The organism is Dyadobacter sp. CY356 (assembly GCF_021440195.1).
In the GTDB taxonomy this organism is placed as follows: Bacteria; Bacteroidota; Bacteroidia; order Cytophagales; family Spirosomataceae; genus Dyadobacter.
Genome location: NZ_JAJTSZ010000007.1, coordinates 269,367 through 292,830 on the forward strand (window position 1 = coordinate 269,367; position 23,464 = coordinate 292,830).

General features: G+C 39.7%; 17 protein-coding genes. 9 read left to right on the top strand and 8 right to left on the bottom strand.

The window, feature by feature from the left end:
• Positions 1-60 precede the first annotated feature (60 nt).
• A complete protein-coding gene (locus LXL81_RS22060; RefSeq protein WP_234648926.1) occupies positions 61-2,850 on the bottom strand; it encodes a DUF5686 and carboxypeptidase regulatory-like domain-containing protein in 2,790 nt (929 codons plus the stop codon).
• 81 nt (positions 2,851-2,931) lie between these two features.
• Positions 2,932-5,076, bottom strand: coding sequence for an ATP-binding protein (locus LXL81_RS22065; protein WP_234648927.1), 2,145 nt, complete (start codon positions 5,074-5,076; stop codon positions 2,932-2,934).
• Positions 5,077-5,275: 199 nt separating this feature from the next.
• Between LXL81_RS22065 and LXL81_RS22070 the strand changes: the two genes are divergently transcribed.
• Both LXL81_RS22070 and LXL81_RS22075 read left to right on the top strand, forming a co-directional pair.
• Positions 5,276-6,505, top strand: coding sequence for a multidrug effflux MFS transporter (locus tag LXL81_RS22070; RefSeq protein WP_234648928.1), 1,230 nt, complete (start codon positions 5,276-5,278; stop codon positions 6,503-6,505).
• A gap of 157 nt (positions 6,506-6,662) precedes the next feature.
• The gene (locus LXL81_RS22075; protein ID WP_234648929.1) at positions 6,663-6,974 is read left to right on the top strand and encodes an EthD family reductase; all 312 of its coding nucleotides are present in this window, start codon (positions 6,663-6,665) and stop codon (positions 6,972-6,974) included.
• 77 nt (positions 6,975-7,051) lie between these two features.
• Here the strand turns inward: LXL81_RS22075 and LXL81_RS22080 are convergent, their stop codons facing one another.
• The 4 genes from LXL81_RS22080 to LXL81_RS22095 form a co-directional block, all read right to left on the bottom strand.
• Complete coding sequence (locus tag LXL81_RS22080; RefSeq protein ID WP_234648930.1) at positions 7,052-8,002, bottom strand: bifunctional UDP-sugar hydrolase/5'-nucleotidase; 951 nt, start codon at positions 8,000-8,002, stop codon at positions 7,052-7,054.
• Positions 7,977-8,738 (bottom strand): 5'-nucleotidase C-terminal domain-containing protein, encoded by a 762-nt coding sequence (locus LXL81_RS22085; protein WP_234648931.1) that lies wholly within the window; start codon positions 8,736-8,738, stop codon positions 7,977-7,979. The genes LXL81_RS22080 and LXL81_RS22085 overlap by 26 nt, the downstream gene beginning before the upstream one ends.
• Before the next feature lie 163 nt (positions 8,739-8,901).
• A complete protein-coding gene (locus tag LXL81_RS22090; protein ID WP_234648932.1) occupies positions 8,902-9,417 on the bottom strand; it encodes a hypothetical protein in 516 nt (171 codons plus the stop codon).
• Between the two features lie 74 nt (positions 9,418-9,491).
• Positions 9,492-10,175 carry a response regulator transcription factor gene (locus LXL81_RS22095; RefSeq protein ID WP_234648933.1) on the bottom strand — a complete coding sequence of 228 codons (684 nt, stop codon included), beginning with the start codon at positions 10,173-10,175 and terminating at the stop codon, positions 9,492-9,494.
• A 430-nt stretch (positions 10,176-10,605) separates the two neighbouring features.
• Here LXL81_RS22095 and LXL81_RS22100 point away from each other — a divergent pair, with 430 nt between their 5' ends.
• A complete protein-coding gene (locus LXL81_RS22100) occupies positions 10,606-11,394 on the top strand; it encodes a murein L,D-transpeptidase catalytic domain family protein (RefSeq protein WP_234648934.1) in 789 nt (262 codons plus the stop codon).
• On the opposite strand, the gene LXL81_RS22105 is transcribed toward LXL81_RS22100, so the two are convergent.
• The gene (locus LXL81_RS22105) at positions 11,352-12,548 is read right to left on the bottom strand and encodes a L,D-transpeptidase family protein (RefSeq protein ID WP_234648935.1); all 1,197 of its coding nucleotides are present in this window, start codon (positions 12,546-12,548) and stop codon (positions 11,352-11,354) included. The genes LXL81_RS22100 and LXL81_RS22105 overlap by 43 nt on opposite strands.
• Positions 12,549-12,816: 268 nt before the next feature.
• Here LXL81_RS22105 and LXL81_RS22110 point away from each other — a divergent pair, with 268 nt between their 5' ends.
• Positions 12,817-13,719 (top strand): EamA family transporter, encoded by a 903-nt coding sequence (locus LXL81_RS22110; RefSeq protein ID WP_234648936.1) that lies wholly within the window; start codon positions 12,817-12,819, stop codon positions 13,717-13,719.
• 146 nt (positions 13,720-13,865) lie between these two features.
• The gene (locus LXL81_RS22115; RefSeq protein WP_234648937.1) at positions 13,866-14,567 is read left to right on the top strand and encodes a hypothetical protein; all 702 of its coding nucleotides are present in this window, start codon (positions 13,866-13,868) and stop codon (positions 14,565-14,567) included.
• 75 nt (positions 14,568-14,642) lie between these two features.
• Here LXL81_RS22115 and LXL81_RS22120 read toward each other — a convergent pair whose 3' ends face one another.
• On the bottom strand, positions 14,643-15,407 hold the full coding sequence (locus LXL81_RS22120; RefSeq protein ID WP_234648938.1) for a DUF1080 domain-containing protein: 765 nt from the start codon (positions 15,405-15,407) through the stop codon (positions 14,643-14,645).
• Positions 15,408-15,690: 283 nt separating this feature from the next.
• Between LXL81_RS22120 and LXL81_RS22125 the strand changes: the two genes are divergently transcribed.
• From LXL81_RS22125 to LXL81_RS22140, 4 genes are all read left to right on the top strand, one after another.
• Positions 15,691-18,018, top strand: coding sequence for a GH92 family glycosyl hydrolase (locus LXL81_RS22125; RefSeq protein ID WP_234648939.1), 2,328 nt, complete (start codon positions 15,691-15,693; stop codon positions 18,016-18,018).
• Between the two features lie 114 nt (positions 18,019-18,132).
• Positions 18,133-19,155: a LacI family DNA-binding transcriptional regulator gene (locus LXL81_RS22130; protein ID WP_234648940.1), complete on the top strand. Its 1,023-nt coding sequence runs from the start codon at positions 18,133-18,135 to the stop codon at positions 19,153-19,155.
• Between the two features lie 423 nt (positions 19,156-19,578).
• On the top strand, positions 19,579-21,429 hold the full coding sequence (locus tag LXL81_RS22135) for a DUF1080 domain-containing protein (RefSeq protein WP_234648941.1): 1,851 nt from the start codon (positions 19,579-19,581) through the stop codon (positions 21,427-21,429).
• A 34-nt stretch (positions 21,430-21,463) separates the two neighbouring features.
• On the top strand, positions 21,464-23,407 hold the full coding sequence (locus tag LXL81_RS22140; protein WP_234648942.1) for a hypothetical protein: 1,944 nt from the start codon (positions 21,464-21,466) through the stop codon (positions 23,405-23,407).
• Positions 23,408-23,464 lie beyond the last annotated feature (57 nt).

The following is a 23,464-nucleotide window of genomic DNA, read 5'->3' on the forward strand; positions in this document are numbered from 1 at the left end:
CCTAAAAAGTTAACTCTTTTCAGGAATTCATTCCCAAAAAGTAAGATTTACATCATTTTTCTACTTCTTCCCCAAAGAAAAATTCATAGTCGTCCCAATCCTGAAAACCGTATGTTTATACTTAAATCCTTCGAAGCTATTGGCGACTTCAACACGGAAAGGAAAACGTATGCCCACGTCCAAAGCATAACCCAATTCTCCATAATTGTTTGAATCCGGCGTTGCCAGATAATGTGCGAAGAAATTTTCTTTGATTCCCAACACCCGGAACCAGGTAATTTGAGTAAGTAAAAATTTGCGTAATTCTGCCAACGCGTGGGCTTCCACAAATTGTTTTGAAGTACTATACCGATAGTAATCAAGCATCCGGAAAGTACCTATCGGATCGCCGTACTGGAAAAAAAACTGGTTTCCGTCAAAGTGCTGGAAGTCAGGAAACGGTACAGAATCTCTATTTATAAACGTACCCGCGGCAACTTTATAGCTGAGTTTGCTCCGAATACCGATGTCAAATCCATGTGAAATACCAATCTGCATGAAATCAAAATCGACGTCGCTGCCAAATGCATTTTTAATTCCTTTGCGGTATGTGACAGAAAGTTTCGGAGAATCATCGTTATAAAAAGTTGTCTTTCCTTTTCGGATTTTATATTTCTGCCAGGGTTTGTAATACGCCGATAAACCAAGAGTCAGAGCCTGATGTGGCTGCATGTTAACATTGGATGTTTCAGACTGATTTTCCAATTCAGAATTGAAAGGATCATTTGACGTAAAAGAACGTTTCTTCCAGTCGATCAAACAATATGGATTTGTGTTTTCCCGGTTCGAAAGTGGCTGACGATCGGCATATTCCACATTCGCTTTTAACTCAAAATGTTCGTTTTTCTGATTTGTTGAAAAGTCAAGACGAACAAAATTCTTTTCATAAATTTTGATAAAATTCCTTTCCAGAAAAAGCGTCGTCAAGCTATTTAAAATAGGGCTCATCGGGTTTTCGGGATTAAATTGTGATACAGTTCTCCCTCCCGAAAAATTGAGCATATTACGTTTCCAGGCATAATCCACACCACCCGTAGCAAACAGCTTTTGACGGGAAAACGAATAACGTGTCAGTCCGCTGAACGTCCATGTGCCCTGGTCACGGACTGTATTTCTTTTAATACCATTGGTAGATATATTGATTTCATCCGAATTCTTTTTGGGCTGCGCACCTTTATGGTATCTCAATTTCAAGCCGCCGCCGTTGATTACCCAACCTTCAACAGTATTGACCTGCAAGCCATAAAGCGGACTGACGTATTCAAGCCGCCAAGGACTTTTCTTACCAAAACGAAATGTATGACCTGTAAAAATATCCCCAATGGAACCACCAGAACCTCCACCGCCTTTCCTTTTTGTGGTGTCTGCTTTCGAAACTTTTAAGCTATCTCGTTGCTCTTGCGTTCCCTCTTTAATAATCACCAAACTATCAAGTCGCGTATAACTTTTTACTTCGGCAACCGTCAATGGTACTGAACGGATAGAATCCCAGAAAGCCATAGTCCTTCTGTTTGCCATGGAATCCACAGAGGTTGAGTCGTTCCGGGTAAAATTCATGTCAATATCTTCACCTTTTTCTTCTTTCTTTTTCAGATCCTGTTTTTCATATTCTTTCATCAGCTTTCTCAGATTTTTCGCAGAGAATTCCTTCTGTTTGCTGACTACTTCTTCAAGCTTTTGCGTTTTTATTTCATGGTTAGAAAGTCCGACTTTTTTTGCTTCCTCCTTTTCTTTTTTTCCATCCACCACCACAATATCAGCCTGGAATGCAGGGTTCACTTTCAACTTTGAAAATGTTTGTGAGATGACCAGATCGCCTTTTCCTTTGATACCATAAATCCCGCCATTCACATGAAACTGCTGGTTGGTTGGCATCCAAACACCTTGCACGGGACTATAAACCTGTTTTATTTCGATATTAAAACCTGTATTGACCGTTTGCAGATTAAGACTGTAAATACTCCACAGATTTTCAGTAATATAAATTGTTCCTCTATAAACACCTTCACCGTATGACCGCGGAGTAACTTTTATTTTGTTAATCTCCACACCATTCTCCTGAAAACTGCCCTCGTATTCAAACTTGTAATAAGCAAAAGCGCGCGGCGATAAAGGCGAAACTGCTTTCACAACTTCGGGCTGATAGAAGCTTGTAAGAAAATATTGATTGGCACTGGCGAAGTTATTATCCTGACTATTTCTTGCCGCAATAACACGCTGCTTGTACGAATTCGGCTGGCGAAAAGTAACCTCAGAAACACTCTCATTTAAAATCGGAACGCCCTTTTTGAAGTTTGATTCTTTCTCAATTTCCTTCAATTCCTTCTTATAAAGAAACTCCAAAGGCAGATCAGTTATGACAAAAGATGATTTTGAATAGGCTTTGGCCGTATAACTTTCAACCTGTAAAAAATGATAACGGCTTTTCGCAATCGCTCTGCGCATGATCGTATACGCAGGATCTTCCCCTTTATTTCCAATCCTGACCTCACCCAGATTATAGGCCTGTTCTTCCATGGTCAGGTCATATGTTTCCATTTTATTTTCAATGGTGAACGATTTTTGCCCGGTCTTAAAGCCCAGATATTGAAAAATCACTTCATAATAGCCAGGTTTTAAATCCAGCTGATATTTCCCTTCCTCATTTGAAATAGTACTGATCTCTGTACCTTTTACGACAATAGCTGCAAAAGGCAAGACTTCGCCCTTTTGGGTTTTGATAGTGCCTTTTACACCACTTCCGGTCTGCGCATAAACCTGATTTAATAGTAACAGGAATAAAAAAATGACCTGAGTAAAGAGATTACGCATAGAAGTAATTTAATTATAATTTTTCACGGCTTTTGAGAAGATGCCCCACTAAAAGAACAAGTTGCGTGAATATAAAAATAATTATGAAATTACTTTCTCAAGAACTTCAACAAGATCACTTTCCGTAAATGGTTTTCCGAGCAGATCATTCATACCCATCCGCAGATAATGTGAACGGTCCTCGTCAGCCACATTACCCGTATAACCTATAATAGGAACGCCGGATTTTGACAGATTACGGTCATTTCTGACCAGTTTGGTCAATTGTAATCCATCCATTTTGGGCATTTGCACATCAGTGATAATAAGATCATAATCTGTATTATTGAATAGATGATAAGCCTCTTCACCATCAGAAGCCAGGTCGTAACGAATTGCATTTTTATCCATTATCCTACCCAGCAGCAATAGATTTATTTTGATATCATCAACCATCAAAACCTTTTTGTCTCTCAAAAGTTTGCCTATACCGGTCATACCGCTGTCTTCCTCAGCCTTTATATTTTCAACTGCCATAGCTAGTGGAATTTCAATTTTAAAAACAGAGCCTTTCCCAGGCTCGCTTTGTACACCAATAGTCCCTTCAAACAGATCAACAATTCTTTTACAAATCGGCAATCCCAAACCCGTTCCCTGTTGTCTGTTTCGTTCGTCAGTTGATTCAATTTGTGTAAAGTCTTCAAATATTAATTTCAAATTTTTCTCCTCAATACCTACGCCAGAATCGGTTACAGAGATCTTCAACATTCCATTTTGTTCCTTAGTTTTTTCAAAACTTGCACGGACATGTACCTCTCCACTTTGCGGTGTAAATTTTATCGCGTTGGTAATAAGATTGATAACAACCTGTTTGAGGCGAAAATCATCACCGCTAAGCATTAAACGCGAGTCAATTTCAAATTGCTTATGCAATAAAATTTCCTTATTTCCAGCCAGAACTGATAACATGCCTGTTACGTTTTCAAGCATTTCAAGCGGATAAAACTTATGATCCACAAGTTTTATTTTTCCACTTTCAAATTTTGAAAAATCCAGAATCTCATTCACCAGCATAAGTAATACGTCAGATGAATTTTTAATGGCATTGATTTTCATCTGCAAGTCTTCTTTTGGTTTTCCAAAATCAATTTGCCTCGCAAATCCAATGATTGAGTTTAATGGAGTACGTATTTCATGCGACACATGTGACAAAAACTCTCCCTTTTTTTTGGCCGACTCCACAGCAAGCGTACTATATTCAAGAATTTTCTTTTCGCTTTTATATAGTTTCACAATATTCCACAGAATCATCAGTGTCAAAATCAGCACAATCGCTACATTTCCCCACCTCAACTGATTGAGCTCATTCATGTTATCAGATGTCTGCACCAGCAATGAATTTCTCAAAGTTTCAACATCTTTGATTTCTTCCATTTTCAATGCTTTTAAAGCGGATTGAAGATTAGAAAAAATTCTATTATTAAGCACCAGCAATTCCAGCTCGGCCTGATTGAGCTCATGCCTCGCTTTGGCCAGGGAATTATCGTTTACCGATAATTTAATGACTTCCGGTTTTCTTGAATGCAGGGCAATGGAATCAGCGGAAGTTGTAGTTGTTTTTGAGGCAGCAACCTTCACTTCACTGCTGTCCCCGTTTTTATTGGAAACAGCTTCTACCAGCCTTCTCCATAATTTCTTATTTTTCTTCCTTGGAACAATCGTAACAGAATCAGATTTTGCAACCTTCGTGGTTGTTTTGACAATGTATGGCTTGGTAATTGGTATCGCGACGGTTACATCAGGTCGTTTCTGTTCGGCACGAAACCGTAAGAGATCATCAACCATTTTTTTCAAATGGATAAACTCCCTATTTTTAAGCTGCTTATTTTCAAGAAGTTGTGGAAGATATAGATTATTAAAAAACGATTGTCTTTTTTTCTCTTCCTGAAAATCATCCAGAATTGAAGAAACTGTTTTCATTTGCAGTGTGTAATGATCCAGAAATCTCTCGTCGGAAGTGACAGCATACAACCGGCTGTTATTTTCTGCCACGTATAAAACAGAAATGCATGTATCGATTCTACGGTAGTTATCATTCCCGTTTTTCAACACACGGATATTATTTTGAACGATACCGGATTTCGAATTGGTAATCAGCGTGATAAATACAAAAGAGGCTAAAATTAATATCAGGGTTATTGTCCAGGCAAAGGATTTGAGGGAAACAGTTCTTATGTCACTTTTCATCGTCAAACAAGATCATTAATTCGGGTAAAGTTAAGGGTTAGTTTTACTTCTACAAGAAAAATCCATTTAGCGTTCATTTAAGTAATTTATTCTACAAGCCTGAAAAACAGGACTTCTAACGCTAATTCGTGATTCCACGAACCGACTTTGATCTATCGCTGTTATCAAAAACCAGTCCAGTATCCAATTTGTACCCCAAATGAATAATAGAACTTATTTTTACCTTATTCTTATTTTAGGCAGTTTAACTGCATTAGGGCCTTTTTCAATTGACATGTATCTTCCCGGGTTTCCTGCCATTGCAAAAGATCTGCACACAACAGCCTCAAAAGTTTCCCTTTCCTTATCAGGATTTTTCATAGGAATTTCTGCCGGACAACTACTTTACGGACCGCTTCTTGATCGGTTTGGAAGAAAAAAGCCATTGTTCATCGGGCTGACAGTCTACATTCTGGCTTCTATTGGCTGCGCGATGTCTACGACGATTGATATGCTTATTTTGTCGCGATTTGTTCAGGCAATCGGAAGCTGTGCCGCCGCAGTTGCCTCAGTCGCGATGGTCCGTGACCTTTTCCCTGTAAAGGACAGTGCGAAAGTCTTTTCATTGCTACTTTTGGTCGTGGGAGCTTCGCCTATGATCGCCCCAACCGTTGGCGGATATGTCACGGCAGCTTTTGGCTGGCAGGCTGTATTTTTGATTTTGACAGGCATGGGCGTGGCCATTTTGATTGCTTCGGTTTTATGGCTTCCTGATAGTTTTAAACCTGATACCAGTTTGTCATTGAAGCCAAAACCCATCATTCTAAACTTTCTTTCTGTAATTCGTGAGCCGCAATTTTATACTTATTCATTCACTGGTGCTATCGCTTTTGCAGGATTGTTCGCATATGTGTCCGGATCTCCGCTGGTTTTTATGGAGGTATTTCACACCAATGAAAAAGTTTATGGCTGGATTTTTGCCTTTTTATCAATAGGTTTTATCGGATCAAGTCAAATCAATACCTTATTGCTAAGAAAATATAGAAGTGAACAAGTGATCAATATTGCACTGGTTTGTATGGTCATCATAAGTCTTGCCATGCTGTTTGCATCCTACAACGGCTTCCTGACCTTAACGCTCACCATTATACTTCTGTTTTTCTTCCTGTGTTGTATCGGTCTCACTTATCCCAATGCGGCAGCTCTTTCACTGGCTCCTTTTTCACAAAATGCCGGGAGCGCATCTGCACTGATGGGGGCAATCCAGATGGGGATGGGCGCGGCGATTTCGGTTGTTGTGAGTTTGTTTGAAGTGCCATCAACGTTTCCAATGACGCTCGCCATGGCAATATCATCTAGCCTGGCACTCTGTGTTTTTCTGATCGGAAGACGGATGATTACACGAATAATTGAAGTGGAAGCAGGAACTGATAGTGGATTAATGCATTGATATTCCGATTTCGATAATAAATGGAAAAAGCTCATATATATCTTCTGTTCTTTCGAAAGTTTGGACTAAATTGATAACGTTTTGTGGAAGTTGATCCGGATACTAATCAATTTCCAAAACCCATTTAAAATCCTTAATCACTTCAAACTACAAGTCAATGTTTAAAGTAACAGTTTTATACCCGCGCGCAGCCGAAGACGATTTTAATCTGGCTTATTACCTTGACGTTCATACGCCAATGGTCAAAGAATTACTTGGTCCGTGGGGTGTGTTGAAAGTAGATGTTGAAGTTGGAATCTCAGGCCCCGCACCCGGATCGGAACCGGCCTACGCGCTTATTTGTGGAATTCATTTCAGTGATCTGCAATCGTTGCAGTCTGGCCTGGATGCAGAAGGGCCAACGCTTATTGCGGATATACCTAATTTCACAAGTGTAACACCGATCATGCAGTTCAGTCGTGTAGAATAGAAATTTTTTGTAGATAAAAGAATAGCCCGGTTGCTCACACAGCCAGGCTATTCTTTTTTTATTACAATCCGCCCAATTTACACAAGTGAATTTTCATGCACAGGACAAACACTGGCTGTTATAATTCGTTTACCGGTTCCTCTATTGAAAAAGTAATCCAGACGGCCCAGATTAATTCCGGCAAAACCTACCTGATTAATTGTTGTAACCTTACCATCCAGATTTTTGATATCTTCCGGAGCTTTCATGAAAGTATGCGTATGCCCACCAATCACAAGATCAATATTTCTTGTTGACTGAGCCAAAATCTGGTCTGATACTTTTTCCTCTTTGTATTTATAGCCCAAATGAGACAGACAAATAACCAAGTCGCAATCCAGGTCATTTTTTAGCAAACCCGCTGTTGCATTGGCTTTTGCAATAGGATCCTGATAAATGATATCACCATAATTCTTTTTATCAACCAAACCTGCCAGTTCAATTCCCAGACCAAAAACACCGATTTTGATTCCTTGTTTTTTGAAAATTTTATATGGCTGCGTTTTGCCCTTTAATGCCGTATTCTGAAAATCATAATTGCTGACAAGAAATGGAAAGTTGGCATGTGGCAATTGTTTTACAAATCCATCAATACCATTATCAAAATCATGGTTTCCCATCGTTGCCGCGTCATAACCCATATCGCTCATCAGCTTCATTTCAAGCTCTCCACCAAACAGATTGAAATAGGGAGTTCCTTGAAAAACATCGCCTGCATCAAGCAAAAGCACATTTTTTTGCTCTGAACGTATTTTATTGATCAGAGCACCACGTCTGGCCACACCTCCCATACCCTGATTCCGGGATCCATCCATTGGAAAAGGTTCGATACGGCTGTGCACGTCGTTGGTATGCAAAATGGTAAGCTGCACCGTTTCATCTTTTGCAAAAGCTGAAAAAGGCGCAGCGCTTAACGCCAGTAGAGCAGCCGCCGCACCACCGCTTTTCAGAAAATCCCGGCGATTAGTTGTTGACAACAATTCTTCCATCTAATTGAGTATTTATGGTTTTTCCTGCACTTGTAAGACCATTGATATGATCGATTAATGCATCTCTTACTTTCTTGTCAATATTTTTTCTTTCTGCGGCCTCGCTCAAAAATTCAAGTCCTTCGGCACCGTTCGCCAGATAATCATAGGTAAGCAGGTTATAGCTTTGATTGATATCAAAAGGTTTCCCGGCAATCATCACATCCGTTGCTTTTTTATCCCTGATATTCATCCGGATACCGGCAACGGGTTGTCCATTTGATTTTACGATAAAATCAATAACCTTTTGAACGGACGCTCCTGATAATTTCAAAACCACCAGTTCATTTTCGAACGGCATCAATTCAAAAACATTTGAAACCGAAATATTTCCTTTTGGAAAACTGGTCCTCAATCCTCCTTTGGTTGATAAAGTAAACTGGATTGTTGGATCTTTCTTCAAACCTTCTGCCAAAATAGCATCAGAGAAAAAATCACCCATCAAAGTTTCAGGATCAGATGTTTTTGTTAATTCCTGATCCGAGCGGCCGATAACGCGGTTCATTTCCGCATCCATCTGTTTTTTGTATGGCAAATAATATTTGACCAAGGAAGAATCAGTGCCTGCTGACTGATCAATGGCGTATTCCTTATATTGATTCCCTGAAACTGTATAATGACGGTTACACGATGAAAGCAGCACCGGTCCGAAAATCAGGCCTAACATAATTCGCCTGTAAATATTTGAAGAAAGCATAAGGGAACGATCGGATTGAAGTACAAAAGTAACAGCAATTATTCAGGTTCTGTCGATGCAAATAAATTTGATCAAAAATTAATATAAAGTTAACCTTTCCTCAAAATAAAAAAGAAGTCCTCTGCTGAAAGAAGACTTCTTTACGCTCTGAAATAACTAGCTCTTACTTCGATTTACTTTTTATCAAGAGATATTCGATCTTATCCTTTTTCGCGAAAGCAGCGATCTGAGTGTACTTTTCATAATTATCCCAACGTTTCACCTCGTCGTTTTCAAAAGTTGGATTGATATCCCTATTCAAGTCAAGCAGGCCAAGAATGACGTGATTTTTGAAATCATACTCCGAAAGATTATTAATCGTAATCCGATCTGCAATTTCGTTGATATAAATAATTTCTACTTTTCCATCCCTGTAAATCACCTTCGGACATTTATCACAACCGGCGTTCGCATCTCTCCAGTAACTGTCGAGCTTACCTTTTCCTAAAACTGCTTCCACTTCTTTTTCACTTTTGAAAGCTACTTTGCTGAGATCCATTTCTACAATAGGCGCTAATGCTACATCTTCCTCATCCTTTAAAACAAAAAATTTAACGAAAATGGCAAGTGCAATAATGGCTATGGCAATAAATTTCCATTTTGCCCATTTTCTTTTGAAAGGAGTAGTTTCGTTTTCCATGTATTCTCTTTTTTAGTGATTTGATATTCTACAAAATGATATAGCAATATCATGCCACCAACTCAGTTCTTCACTTATGAAACAACCAGATCGCCATAATACATCTCAATAAGTTCAAGCACATTTTTAACCCCAAGTTTTTCAAAAACAATGGATTTGTGTGTTCCAACGGTTGAAATTTTTATTTTTAAATGACTGGCAATAGCAGAAACTGACTCGCCTTTGATCAGATAATCCACGATTTCCTTTTGCCTTTTTGAAAGCTTGTCATTTAATGAATTGGGCGTATCTGTTTTATGTTTATGAGGAGAGATCTTTCTTCGGTGCACGTTATTCAGGAACGTCTCCTGTGCCATAGCTTCCAGTAACTCCAGACATAAATATCTTTCGTTGTTAAGAACTTTTGCAAGAGCGGCGTTGATTTCTCTTACAGATGCGTTCTGAGTAAGAAAACCATTTGCTCCGGCTATCAGATAACTCATGGCGTGAGGATAATGCAGCGTTTTGGCAAAAACTAAAATCCTGACTTTGGTTGAGATAGCTCTTATTTCAACAATAAGATCATCAACCTGCCCCAGACTTGTTCCGATTATAACCAGATCAATATCGAAGTTCTGCCTGATTGTAAACAAAGCTTCGTCGGCCGAGCTCACTCCGGCGAGCGGCATTTCACAATCAAAATTCTCACTTATTAACTGAACCAGACCAACTCTTACGATAGTATGACTGTCTGCAACCAATACTTCCCATTTCTTCATACACATTCACTCAACGGGCAAAACAGGGCCCGGATACTCTTAAAATGACGAAAATAAAATTCCTGATCTCTTATTTGGGTCAGCGGCAATTGAAATATTTAGTACATACGTTTAAATTATCTACTTAGATTTAGGTAGTCAGAGAAATAATGAAATATTGTTGCAAAAAGTAATTTCTTGCCTTTAAAGGCACTTCTTTTATATAATTTAAATCCTGTTACTTATAAATTTCAAACAAATTTTGATTGAAAATAAATAGCTTAAAATTCAGCTTCGGAACCATTTCCGTCAGATGTTTTGTTAAACCAACTCACACGTTGAAAGGATATTTTTTAATTTGAGATAAGCTTTTTTTCTTTGTAACGTTTTGTGATATACCGTATTCCCCGGTCCTCTTAATTGAATCTTATCAAACCATTAAGTATTCGAGATGACAAAAGCACAAGTTGTAGTTATAGTAATGTTTGTTGCGCTTAGCGTTTCTTTTGGCTTTCAAAAAATTAATCCCCTTTTAGTTTCTTCTTACCAGATTCAGAAAGATACCGTAGCTGTTAATTCTGATTCTGTTACAAAGCCGGAATGGGCTGCTTTATATGATTCCCTTGACCTGAAAAACCAAGGTCTTTCCAAAACTGCATTTGAATATGCCTGGTACGGATTTCATAAAATCCGTCTTGGCAAACAGATCATGGCCATTGCCGATTTCAGCCAGTCGTCATGTAAGAAAAGACTCTATGTGATCGACCTGATCAAGAAAAAACTGATATTAAATACTTTTGTGGCGCATGGCCGGAATTCTGGTCAGGAATATGCGAAAGAATTCTCCAACGATAATTCCTCTTTTCAGTCCAGTCTTGGTTTCTACCGGACATTGGGAACTTACCAGGGTAAACACGGACTTTCTCTTCGCTTGGAAGGTATGGAAAAAGGCATTAACGATCGCGCCTACGAACGCGCAATCGTTATGCATGGAGCAGATTATGTAAGTGAGGATTTCATCAAAAACACAGGCCGTTTGGGAAGAAGCCAGGGATGCCCTGCCGTTTCTATTGCAGACAGCAAAAAACTTATACAGCTTTTATACGACGGCGCAGGCCTTTTTATTTACTCCCAAAACCCACGTTACTTCAAGTCTTCTGCCTTATTATCCGGCATTAATATGATCAAAGAAAAAGGTCAGACTTTGGGAGAATCTCTTTTGTATACATCAGCAAAATAAAGCAAATCTCCTTTTTCGTTACAATCTGCACCCAGATATAAAAGAAAAACTGGAATTCTTTTTTTCAGTTTATGCCACTTTGGAGGAATAGAAATCGTATCCTGTTCCGTCAGCGTATCGTTATCAAGCAATTGCTCTCCGGCCATAAAATTCGCAAGCTCGGTAGGACGTTGAACCCTTACACATCCATGACTTCTCCAGCGCTGGTCTGTATTGAACAGATAACGGGCGTTGGTATCATGCAAATAAATGGCAAGCGGATTCTTTATTTCAACTTTCAACAATCCCAATGAATTATCGCCACCGGTTTCCTGGCGAAAGCGGTATGGAAATTCCTCAGGTGTCATGGATTCCCAGTCAATATCAGCCGGGTCAATTACTTCGCCCTTTTTGTCAATAACCTCAATTTTATTTCTCGACAAATATTCCTCGTCTTTTGCGGCTTTTGGAAAGATTTCTTTGATCGCAATACTTTTAGGAACATTCCAGTATGGATGTGTCACAATACTTGTTGCATAAGTATCAATGGTTGGCGTTTGTGTGTCAATCTTTCCGGCAATGGTCCGCATGGTAATACCGCCCTTTCCATCAGCATCCATACCGGTAAGATACGCACCACGAATATTGACCATAACCAGACGAGGCGCTTCGCCGGCTTGTCGGTGTATCCAGCGATAAGCATTGATAGATTCTGCAACCACTGCGGCACTATCCTTTTTATTTTCAGCAATTAATCGTGTGTAATGTTTTTTCAGGTTTTTATAAACCGGATATTCAGGTTCGATCTTCTCCATCACCTTGTTAACCGATTCGCCTTTAATCAAAGCTATTGCAGCCTCTTTCAGGATCGTTGTGTCGGCTTTAATTTTTTTATTGATATACCTGAAAGATGGCTGATGACCGTAACCAGTTTCTTCAAGCAAAGCAAAAACCGGCGCGTCGGATTCTTTAAATGCAAATTTCTCGGTTTTTACACCTGCACCAGCTGCATATTCAAGAAGCTCATTATACTTTTTTTCTTTGCTTAATTCTTTAACAAGCTCTTGTTGTGTCATTGTTTCCGCATCCTTTTTACAAGATTGCAGCGCGACCAAAATAATCAGAATGGAAAATGAAATGTATTTTGACCGGGATAAACCAGAAAATATTCGCATAAGTGGTAAGTTAGTAGTACTGGTTTATTTAATAAAATTGTCGTGCTAGATATCCCGAACGAAATCTTATATCTATAAAGTACTAAAAAATAATCCATTAAATTAAATTGACGATTTCTTCAACTTTTCTCCGCTGACAATATGGGGAAATTAATAAACAAGAATTTATTCATTCAAGCCCGATTACGGAACGAAACTTCTTTAATCAGGTTTATTCAGGAACTCACTCACATCTTTTAATTTTGTGATTCTTTAAGAATCGATTGAAATGAAATCTTCAAAATATTATATCGCTGCATTTTCTTCATTTACGGTCTGGGGATTTTTCAGTTTTGCTTTAAAAGCCTTACATGAATATGCTTCGCTGGATATTCTTTTTTACAGAGTTTTCTTTTGCGCTGTTCTGATGCTGATCATCAGTCTCGTTTTCAGACAGAAAGTTTTAAGAGAAAATTATTCTTTTTTCAAATCACTAAACCAGAAAAAGAAACGGGAAGTTGTGATCATCACTTTAATGGGAGGTCTATTATTAACCGGAAACTGGTTCTTTTTTATTTATGCAATTAATCATATCAGCGTCAAAGCAGGGTCACTTGCCTATCTGGTCTGCCCGATTCTGACAACAGTGCTGGCTTATTTTATTTTGCATGAAAAACTGAATCGCTGGCAATGGGCGGCTGTGGCGTTAAGCGCGCTTAGTTGTTCGCTATTATCCATTGGCCATGTTACAGACCTTTTATACAGTCTCATCATTGCCGTTTCTTACGCGCTCTATCTCGTAAGCCAAAAGAAGAGTAACGGATTTGATAAATTCCTGCTCCTTACTTTTCAAATCCTGTTTTCGTCCTTGCTCCTTCTTCCTTTTTACCCGGTATACAGCGCAGAAATTCCAACAGCGATTTCATTTTATTTGCTGATACTTGTCATCGCTATTGTTTTTACAATCGCTCCGCTGTTCATGAATTTGTATGCACTGCAAGGTGTAAATTCTTCAACAATGGGAATTTTGCTTTATATCAATCCACTGATCGGTTTTATGATTGCTGTATTTTATTTCAAAGAAGAAATTACAGCATTGCAACTGGCAGCCTATGGATTAATTCTCGTTGCCATTGTGATGTTCAACAAGAACCATATTTTCAAACCAAAGAAGGAGTATGCCGCCCTTTGAGACAATAAATTTATTTTTCAAAAGAGGGGTATAAAAAGTTACAAATCACATCTTTACGTTAAACCAGCATTTTTTTCTTTCCTTAAAGTACGAGTGATCAGTACCTGATTCAGCATTTGTGAATTGCAACTAAACAATCCTCATATATGAAAACTTTGCTTTTTGTGCTATTGCTTTCGGCGCCAGCCAGCGATCTGATTTCTCAAACACTTTCTGCGGCTTTCCCAAAGGAAAAAAAGGAAACAATTCGCGTTTCCTCCCGGGGAATTTATCAATATGAAGAATTTAAGGATGGCAAGGTTTATTTCAAGAACGGAAAGCATACCAACGTAAAACTCAATTACAACTATCTGCACGGAGAGGTGCAATATATCGCCACAAACCACGATACGCTGCTGATCACAAATAAGGAATTTGTTGATCGTATCTTAATCGGTGAAAAGGTTTTTTACAGTCAGCTTAAAAACGGAGAAATGGAAGTTGTAGGAAACTTCGACGACATTTTACTGGCCAAAAAGAGATTTCTAACGATTAAAGGCACTTCCTCTAATATGTCTGACAGAAAATTAACAGCAAGCGAAGGTGTAATTCCTACTTCCCTGTTAATTAATAATCTGAACGGCGAATTCCAGTGGCAAAATAATGCGTCGCATCCGGACTATATTTATAAAACCACTTATTATCTGATTGACAAAAACCGCAATTTTCATCCGGCCAGAAGATCCGCTTTCGCAAAAATTTATGCAAAACAGCAGGATGCTTTAAATCAATATCTCCAAAAAAATGATATTGATTATAAAAATGAAGAGCAGTTGAAACAGCTTCTGAAATTTTGCAGTGAACTTTGATTGAATTCAGTTTTGATAAAACGAAAAAGGGATGCCATTGCGGACATCCCTTTTTTCATTGAGTATTTTCTGATACTAGATTTCTCTGATCCAGATATTACGGAAGCTCGTTGTGTTATTGTGATCCTGTAATTTGATCGGGCCTGGTCCGTGCGGCGTGATCATCGGTTGTCCAATATAAGGCGTTGTTCCCTGTATCGCTGTATGATTTTGAACCAAAACACCGTTCAAAAGTACTGTGATGTATGGAGGAATAACCATCTGGCCATCTTTATTGAAATGAGGTGCAGTGTAAACCACATCATAAGTCTGCCATTCGCCAGGTCCTACAACCGGGTTAACCAACGGCATTGTTTGTTTGTAAATAGATCCCGCCTGTCCGTTTACATAGGTTGGGTTATTGTAGCTGTCAAGTACCTGAAGCTCATAAATTCCCTGCATAAAAATACCGCTGTTTCCACGTCCCTGGCTGTTTCCTTCCACTTTTGCAGGAGCACGCCACTCGATATGAAGCTGGTAATCGGAGAAACTTTGTTTGGTAACGATATCACCTTTTTTAGGAGCGCAGGTTAGAGCACCGTCGGCCACTGTCCAGGGAGCTGGTCCGCCGCCTTCATTGCCTGAAACCCATTGATCAAGATTTTTGCCATCAAACAAAACGATCGCATCAGAAGGCGCTGAAAAACCATAACCGGTCGCAGGAGCTTTACCAGGTGTTACGATGCGGGGAACAGGAGTCCATAATTCGCTTGATTCAGGAGTTTGTTTCGAGGGCTGTAATTGGGCATACGACGCAGCTGTTGTCAATATACCAGCCACAATCATTGTAATTTTTTTCATAGATTATCAATCGATTTTTATTTGGGATTATAAGATTCAAAAAGAACTGATTTACTCATAAAATTTATCTTTCAAACTTATTCAATAAGATTTTACGCAGATTAAAACGTCAATTTCGGTCAGAGATTTCAAATTTACATGTCTTAAATTGTATAATTAGCACAAATTTTAAAAATATAAATTGCTCTTGTATTTGCTAAATCGATTTATATCTACTTTTAAGGTAAGTTAAATGCTGACCTTCAAGGTCATGCCCTTATTTCCTATAAATTTCAATAGTAAAATGACCCTAAAAAAGCTTTTTTCAACTGCTCTTTTTCTGACCTCGCTAAGTTCTTTTGCGCAAAAAGGAATGGAAAACTTTGTCCCTTATGCACATCCGCTGGTTGGAACAGCCAAAATGGGCCATACTTATCCGGGAGCCACTGTTCCTTTTGGGATGGTTCAGCTCAGTCCCGATACTGATACTTTGCCTTATGGTGTCAATGGAAAATATAATGCGGATGTGTACAGATTTTGCGCAGGTTATCAATATGACAGCAAAACAATTGTAGGTTTCAGCCATACGCATTTCAGTGGAACCGGACATTCGGATCTTGGTGATTTCCTGATCATGCCAACAACGGGAAAACTCCAATTAAATCCTGGAACGGAAGATAAACCGGAAAGCGGCTACCGCTCGGCTTTTTCTCACAAAAACGAAATTGCAGAGCCTGCCTATTATAAAGTAAAACTTGACGACCATAATATCACGGCCGAATTAACAGCCAGTAACCGTGTAGGAATGCATCAGTATACCTTTCCAAAATCGGATGAGGCGCACGTGATCCTGGATCTGATGGCCGGACTTTATCAATATGACAATAAAAATGTCTGGACTTTTGTGCGGGTTGAAAATGATACTTTGATCACCGGATTTCGTCAGACCAATGGCTGGGCGAGAACAAGGATCGTTTATTTCGCGATGACTTTCAGCAAGCCGTTTAAAAATTACGGCACCAGAATTGACGATAAAAATGTCTATAAAGGTTTCTGGGGCAAATTCGATCAGGCGCATAATTTCCCCGAAGTAGCAGGAAAAAACCTGAAAATGTATTTTGATTTCCAGACTGCCGAAAACGAAAAGATCAAGATCAAATTTGCCATTTCGCCGGTAAGTACCGAAGGTGCGTTAGCGAATATGAAAGCAGAAATTCCACATTGGGATTTTGACCGGGTGAAACAGGAAGGACAAGCGCTTTGGAACAAAGAATTCAATAAAGTGGCGATCAAAGCGATCAATGAAGATGATAAGGTCAATTTTTACACCGCCATGTATCATTCATTTTTAGGGCCAACAACTTACATGGATGTTGACGGTTCCTACAAAGGAATAGACCAGAACGTTCATAAAACCGATGGTTTCACAAACTATACCAGTTTCTCGCTCTGGGATACTTACAGAACGCTGCATCCGCTTTTCAATGTTTTGCAGCCCGCCAGAAATGCGGATATGATCAAATCCATGCTGGCGCATTATAACCAAAGTGTGCATAAAATGCTGCCGGTCTGGTCTCACTATGCCAATGAAAACTGGTGTATGATTGGTTATCATTCGGTGCCGGTTATTGCGGATGCGGTGATCAAAGGCAATGCAAATTTTGATGTAAACAAAGCACTGGACGCCTGCGTGACCACTGCCAGAAACAATTATTACGACGGACTGAATTACTATATGGAAAAAGGATTTGTGCCGGATGACAAAAATTCATCTTCGGTTTCCAAAACTTTGGAATATGCATATGACGACTGGTGTATCGCGCAAATGGCGAAAAAATTGAATCGTAATGATATTTATGAAGAGTTCAGCAAACGTGCTGGTAACTACAAAAATGTCTACGATGCTTCAATTGGTTTCATGCGTCCTAAATTAAATGATGGCTCATGGAGAAAAAACTTTGATCCGCTGGATACGCACGGCCAGGGTTTTATTGAAGGAAATTCCTGGAATTACAGCTTGTATGTGCCGCAGGCACCAGCAGATATGATCGAGCTCATGGGTGGAAAGAAACGTTTCACGGCACATCTGGATTCGCTTTTCAGTATGAATTTGCCTGATAAATATTTTGAGAATACAGAAGATATTTCCCGTGACGGCATTATTGGAAATTATGTTCACGGAAACGAACCTTCTCATCATGTGGCGTATTTGTACAACTGGCTTGATCAACCCTGGAAAACAGAGGAAAAAACCAGAATGATTTTGAAAGCGATGTACAAATCTTCGGTAGACGGTTTGGGTGGGAATGATGATTTCGGGCAAATGAGTGCCTGGTTTATTTTCAGTTCACTGGGTTTTTATCCGGTTGCACCTGGTTCAGATCAATATATTTTCACCAGCCCGACGGTACAAAATGCCAGGCTTAATCTTGAAAACGGTAAAACTTTTGAAATTGACGTAAAAGACCAGAGCGATAAAAATGTCTACATTCAAAAAATTGAGCTAAATGGTAAAGTCCTGACCCGCAACTACATTACCCATTCCGAAATTATGGAAGGTGGCAAGATCAACTTCGTGATGGGTGCCAGGCCAAACAAGAAAAGAGTGGTGATGGAATCAGTTAAGAAATGATTGTGTATATTGCTTTCTGGTTTTTTTATATAAAAATATAGGAATAGAAATTCATTGGAAGCTGAGGTTTCCGGTGAATTTTTATTTTGCATAATTAACGCCCGCCGTTTAAAAATGAGTAAAAAACTTTCCATACGGGATATAGGAAAAGAATTGGGGATATCAATTACAACGGTTTCTTTCATTCTGAACGGTAAGGCCAAGGAAAAAAGAATCAGTGAAGCACTTACTGAAAAGGTTTTGAAGTTCGTCGAAGAGGTGAATTTCAAACCCAATATGATGGCACAGGGATTACGGACCGGCAAATCGAAAATTATCTGCCTGATGGTGGAAGATATTTCCAATAACCTTCTTTTTGCCCAGGTTGCCAGACTGATCGAGGAAGAGGCGCATAATCAAGGTTACCGGATTATTTATTGCAGCACAGATAACAAAACAGAAAAGGCCATAGAACTGATCCGGCTTTTCCGCGACCGGTCGATTGACGGATTTATTATCACGCCTCCCGAGGGAATCGAAGATGAAATTCAATCATTGATTGACGAGGATATACCAGTCGTTTTGATTGACAGAAACCTTCCGAAATTAAAATGCAATTATGTCGGGATTGAAAATCTTAATAGCAGCTGCCAGGCAATTAACCATTTAATTACAAATGGTTTTAAAAATATTGCTTTTGTTTCGATTGAATCTGATCAGATGCAAATGGCTGACCGTGAAGGTGGTTATGAAAAAGCTGTGAAAGATGCCGGACTTAAAACCTTTGTCAAAAAACTAAATTTTTATAACGGCGAAGAACAAAATGTTAACGAGATCGCTTCTTTTTTAAGTACGAACAAAGAAATTGACGCAGTTTTCTTCTCCACCAACTATATCGGTGTCTGGGGTTTGCAGGCGATTAAAAGTCTGAAACTCAATATTCCCAATGATATTGCCGTCGTTTCATTTGACGATCAGGATCTTTTTAAATTTTACAGTCCCTCTATTACCGTTGTGGCGCAGCCTGTGCCGGAGCTTTCCACGCACATTATCAGGCTTATGCTGAACGCTTTAAAAGAAAAGGATATTAACATTCACGAGATTATTCTTCCAGCCCAACTGATCATCAGGGATTCTTCAACAAAAACGGCGTCTTAAAATTCATCCTGCCGGAGGTAATTTTCATACTACCTGTTGAAAAATTATTAATATCTAAGTAAGTTTGCTAAACCGATTTAGTGTTGATAACTAAAATCACCTTGCAAATTCCTCTGAATAGTAACCTGAAATCATCAAGATATAATTATTCCTAACGTTTAGCTTTTTCCGGCAGATCCAACGGCGGTTTATTTTAACAACCTGCAAGTTGGATCTGTTAATTTGCAATGAATTCGCATTTTGATTTTTATAAGAATCAGGATTGCAATTACTTCGCCCCGAAATCTGGCTTATGCATTATGAAATAGTATGTTAAAATGAATGAGATTGATTTTTCAGCAGAAAAGAAATGTGATTTTCCCGATTCTTATATCGTAATTTGTACCTCTTTTTATCTATAAACCTATTAAGCTTACTTTTTGTATGTTTAAACCTAACAGTTTCTTTTTACAATTTATCGCCTGGGGTCTGGGAGTGATAGCCGTGCAATCTGCTTTTGCACAGGAGGCTATTCCTCTTAACGACCTAAGCGCATTTACGAACAAAGCCGGCAATTGGAAAATTGTGGGCGACGCCTCTGTTGATATTTCCAAAGTCAATGTTTTGAATACCAAACCTGGTAAAGGAGTTTTAGCCTCTATTCACGAAAAAGGAAAGTACGGTCAGGAATACGAATTAATCTCCAATTTCAAACATGGAGATCTGGATATTGAAATGGATTTTATGTTGACAAAAGAATCCAATTCAGGTATTTATCTGCAAGGCAATTATGAAGTTCAGCTATTTGATAGCTGGGGTAAAAAAACGGCTAAGTATAACGACAACGGCGGAATTTACGAACGCTGGAATGATTCAAAACCAGAAGGCGAAAAAGGTTACGAAGGTTATGCACCTCGTTTCAATGTAGCCAAAGCTCCTGGTTTGTGGCAAAATATCAAAATTTCTTACCAGGCTCCGCGTTTCGATGCCGCCGGAAAGAAAATTTCTAACGCTGTGTTTTTGAAAATTATTCTGAACGGCGTTCTTATCCATGAAAATGTAGCAGTGAGCGGCCCGACACGTGGTTCTCTTACAGCAGAAGACGTTGCGATGGGGCCTATCCGTATCCAGGGGGATCACGGTTCACTGGCGATCAAAAACATTGTGATCAATAATTTTGACAAAAAACCGGGAACGTTATCAGACCTTACTTATAAGACTTATTACGGAAATCTTTCTGATAAAGAAGATCTTTCAAAACAAAAAGTAGCGGAATCCGGAAAAACGGATGCGCTTACCTGGGAGATTTTGAAAGAAGCTAATAACTACTCTTTCGTTTACAACGGAAAATATAACGCACCCACAGCCGGTGATTATAATTTCAGATTGCAGGCCGCTGGAAATTCTTACCTGAAAATTGATGGAAAAGATGTTTTACCACTGGAAAGCAGAGACAATAACGGCTTCCGTCAGGCAAAAACTACGTTAGCTGCCGGCACGCATAATATTGAGCTTTTCAACAACAAAACAGAAGGCTGGATGAAACCGGTTCTTGGACTTTGGGTTTCCGGCCCTGGTTTCAGAGAAACTTCTTTGAATACTTTAAGCTCCGGCGCAACGGGTGGTGGCGTGGACCCTATCCTGGTTACGGCCAACACCAATACGGTTATGCGCAGTTTTATGGATTTCAAAAAAACACCTGCTGCAAAAAATATCCGTATTGTACATGCAGTTTCAGTAGGAAGTCCTTCTAATCTGCATTATACCTATGACCTTGAAAAAGGCGCGGTTTTGCAGGTTTGGCGTGGAGAATTTCTTGATGCAACACCAATGTGGCACGACCGCGGTGATGGTTCATCCCGTCCACGTGGCAGCGTTACGCTTTTAGGAAATGATATGTTGCTTGGAAAAATCAACGGACAATCTGCCTGGGTGGCAGATACTACCGGAAGCGGCTACCGTCCAAAAGGATATTCACTGGATGATACGGATGCGCCTACATTCAATTACATCGCTTTCGGTTCTCCGGTTTCTGATCATCTTTCAGTAGTGAATAACCAATATTTCGAACGCGAAGTAAAAGTTGCTAATCCTGTAAAAGATCTTGTAGCGAAACTGGCAGAAGGTACTTCAATTGAAAAAGTTTCAGAAGGACTTTACGCGGTTAACAACAAATCGTATTTTATCCAGATTACCGACAAAACGGTGAAACCTGAGATCAGAACGGTTAATGGAAACCAGGAACTGATTGTTCCGGTGAAAAACGGAGATCTGAAATATGCCATCTTATTCTAATTAAAGTAATCAAAGCTATAAGCTGATAATAACAATGAAAAAAATTGCTCAAATAGCATTAATCATTTTGGCGGCTCTACCGATGGTAAAAGCTCAGGAATCGCCAAAAGAGGAAGATTTTTACAAGATCATCACGCCGCCGATTCCCGAGGGAATTGTGTTGGAAGTTGGTGGTTTGACCAGTTTGCCAAACGGATCTTTGGGAATTTCAACCCGCCGTGGAGATGTCTGGATCGTGGATAATCCTACTAGCCGTACGCCTTATTTCAGAAAATTCGCAACGGGTTTGCACGAAATCCTTGGTCTTGCTTACAAAGACGGTGTTTTGTATTGCGCGCAACGTGGTGAACTGACAAAACTGATCGACAAAAACGGTGATGGAAAAGCGGATGTTTATGAAACAGTTTACGCCTGGCCATTATCAGGGCATTACCATGAATATTCTTTTGGACCGAAAGTTGCTCCGGACGGAAGCTTTTTCGTAAGTGGAAACGTAGCTTTTGGTGACGAAGAATGGTGGAGAGGCGAAAGCCGTGTTCCGGGCCGCGGATGGATTTTCCGTATCACGCCGGATGGAAAGTTTGAGCCATACGCAACAGGCGTTCGCTCTCCTGCGGGTATCAGTATGCTCGCCGGCGAACTTTGGTATACAGATAACCAGGGTGACTGGATGGGAACTGGTGGCGTTTTCCCTGTTAAAAAAGGTGGATTTATGGGACATCCGGCTGGTCTGAAATGGGCTGAACTACCAAATTCTCCTGTTAAATTGACTGAAAAACAATTCTTCGCGGAACGCGATAACCGTCAGGAAAGAGATGCAAATAACCGTGCGATCAAACCTGAAAATACAAGAAAAGAAGAGCCTCAGTTTTTATATCAACTGAAAGAAAAATATCCTATGGTTCAGCTTCCGGCTGTTTGGTTGCCTTATGGTGTTCACGGAGTTTCTACTTCTGAACTGATTATGGATGAAACAAAAGGAGGCTTCGGTCCATTTACCGGCCAGGTTTTTGTTGGTGACCAGGGACAAAGTAACATCATGCGTCTGGTACTTGAAAAAGTAAAAGGTGAATATCAGGGTGCTTCTATCGGATTCCGCAGCGGATTCCAGTCGGGCGTTTTGCGTATGGCTTTTGACAAGGATGGTTCTATGTTCGTGGGTGAAACAAACCGTGGATGGGGTTCGGCAGGTGATGCCAATCAGGGATTGCAGCGTTTGGTTTGGAATGGAAAAATGCCGTTTGAAATGTATACTGTGAAGGCACAGCCTGATGGTTTTGAAATTGAATTCACTATGCCGGTTGACCGCAAATCTGCGGAAGATCTTGATTCTTACAAAGTGAGCAGCTATTTATACAAACACTATCCTGTATACGGAAGTCCTCCGATCAATCCGGAAGAAGTAAATGTGAAGGGTGTGAAAGTATCAGAAGATGGCAAAAAAGTGAGAATCGTACTGGATGGAATGCGTCAGTATTACGTGCATAAAATTCAGCTTGAAGGTGTACGTGCTGCCGGAAATTACTGGTCACTGGTTCACCCGGACGCATACTATACTTTAAACAACATCCCTGACGGTGAGAAATTGAAATCTGCTGATTTGAAAACATCCAGATCAGGAAACGTGAAAGCAACAGAAGCCGCACCGGTAAAAGAACATATTTCTCCGGATGGAAAAGGAAAAGCTGCACCGGCAAAAACAGCCTCAGCTTCAAAAGCACCAACATGGGAAGAAGTAAAACCATTGCTTACTAAAAATACATGTCTGGCTTGTCATGCAACCGACAAAAAAGTAGTTGGCCCGGCTTATGTTGATGTTGCGAAACGTAAGTATACCAATCAGCAGATTGTTGATTTGATCTACGCTCCAAAACCTGAAAACTGGCCTGATTTTGCGACACCAATGGCTCCAATGCCACAGGTTCCAAAAGGAGACGCGATGAAAATTGCTGCCTGGATCAACTCTTTGGCAAAATAACAAATCTGAAAAATATTACTGGCAGGTCACTTCTTCATTGAGGTGGCCTGTTTTTTT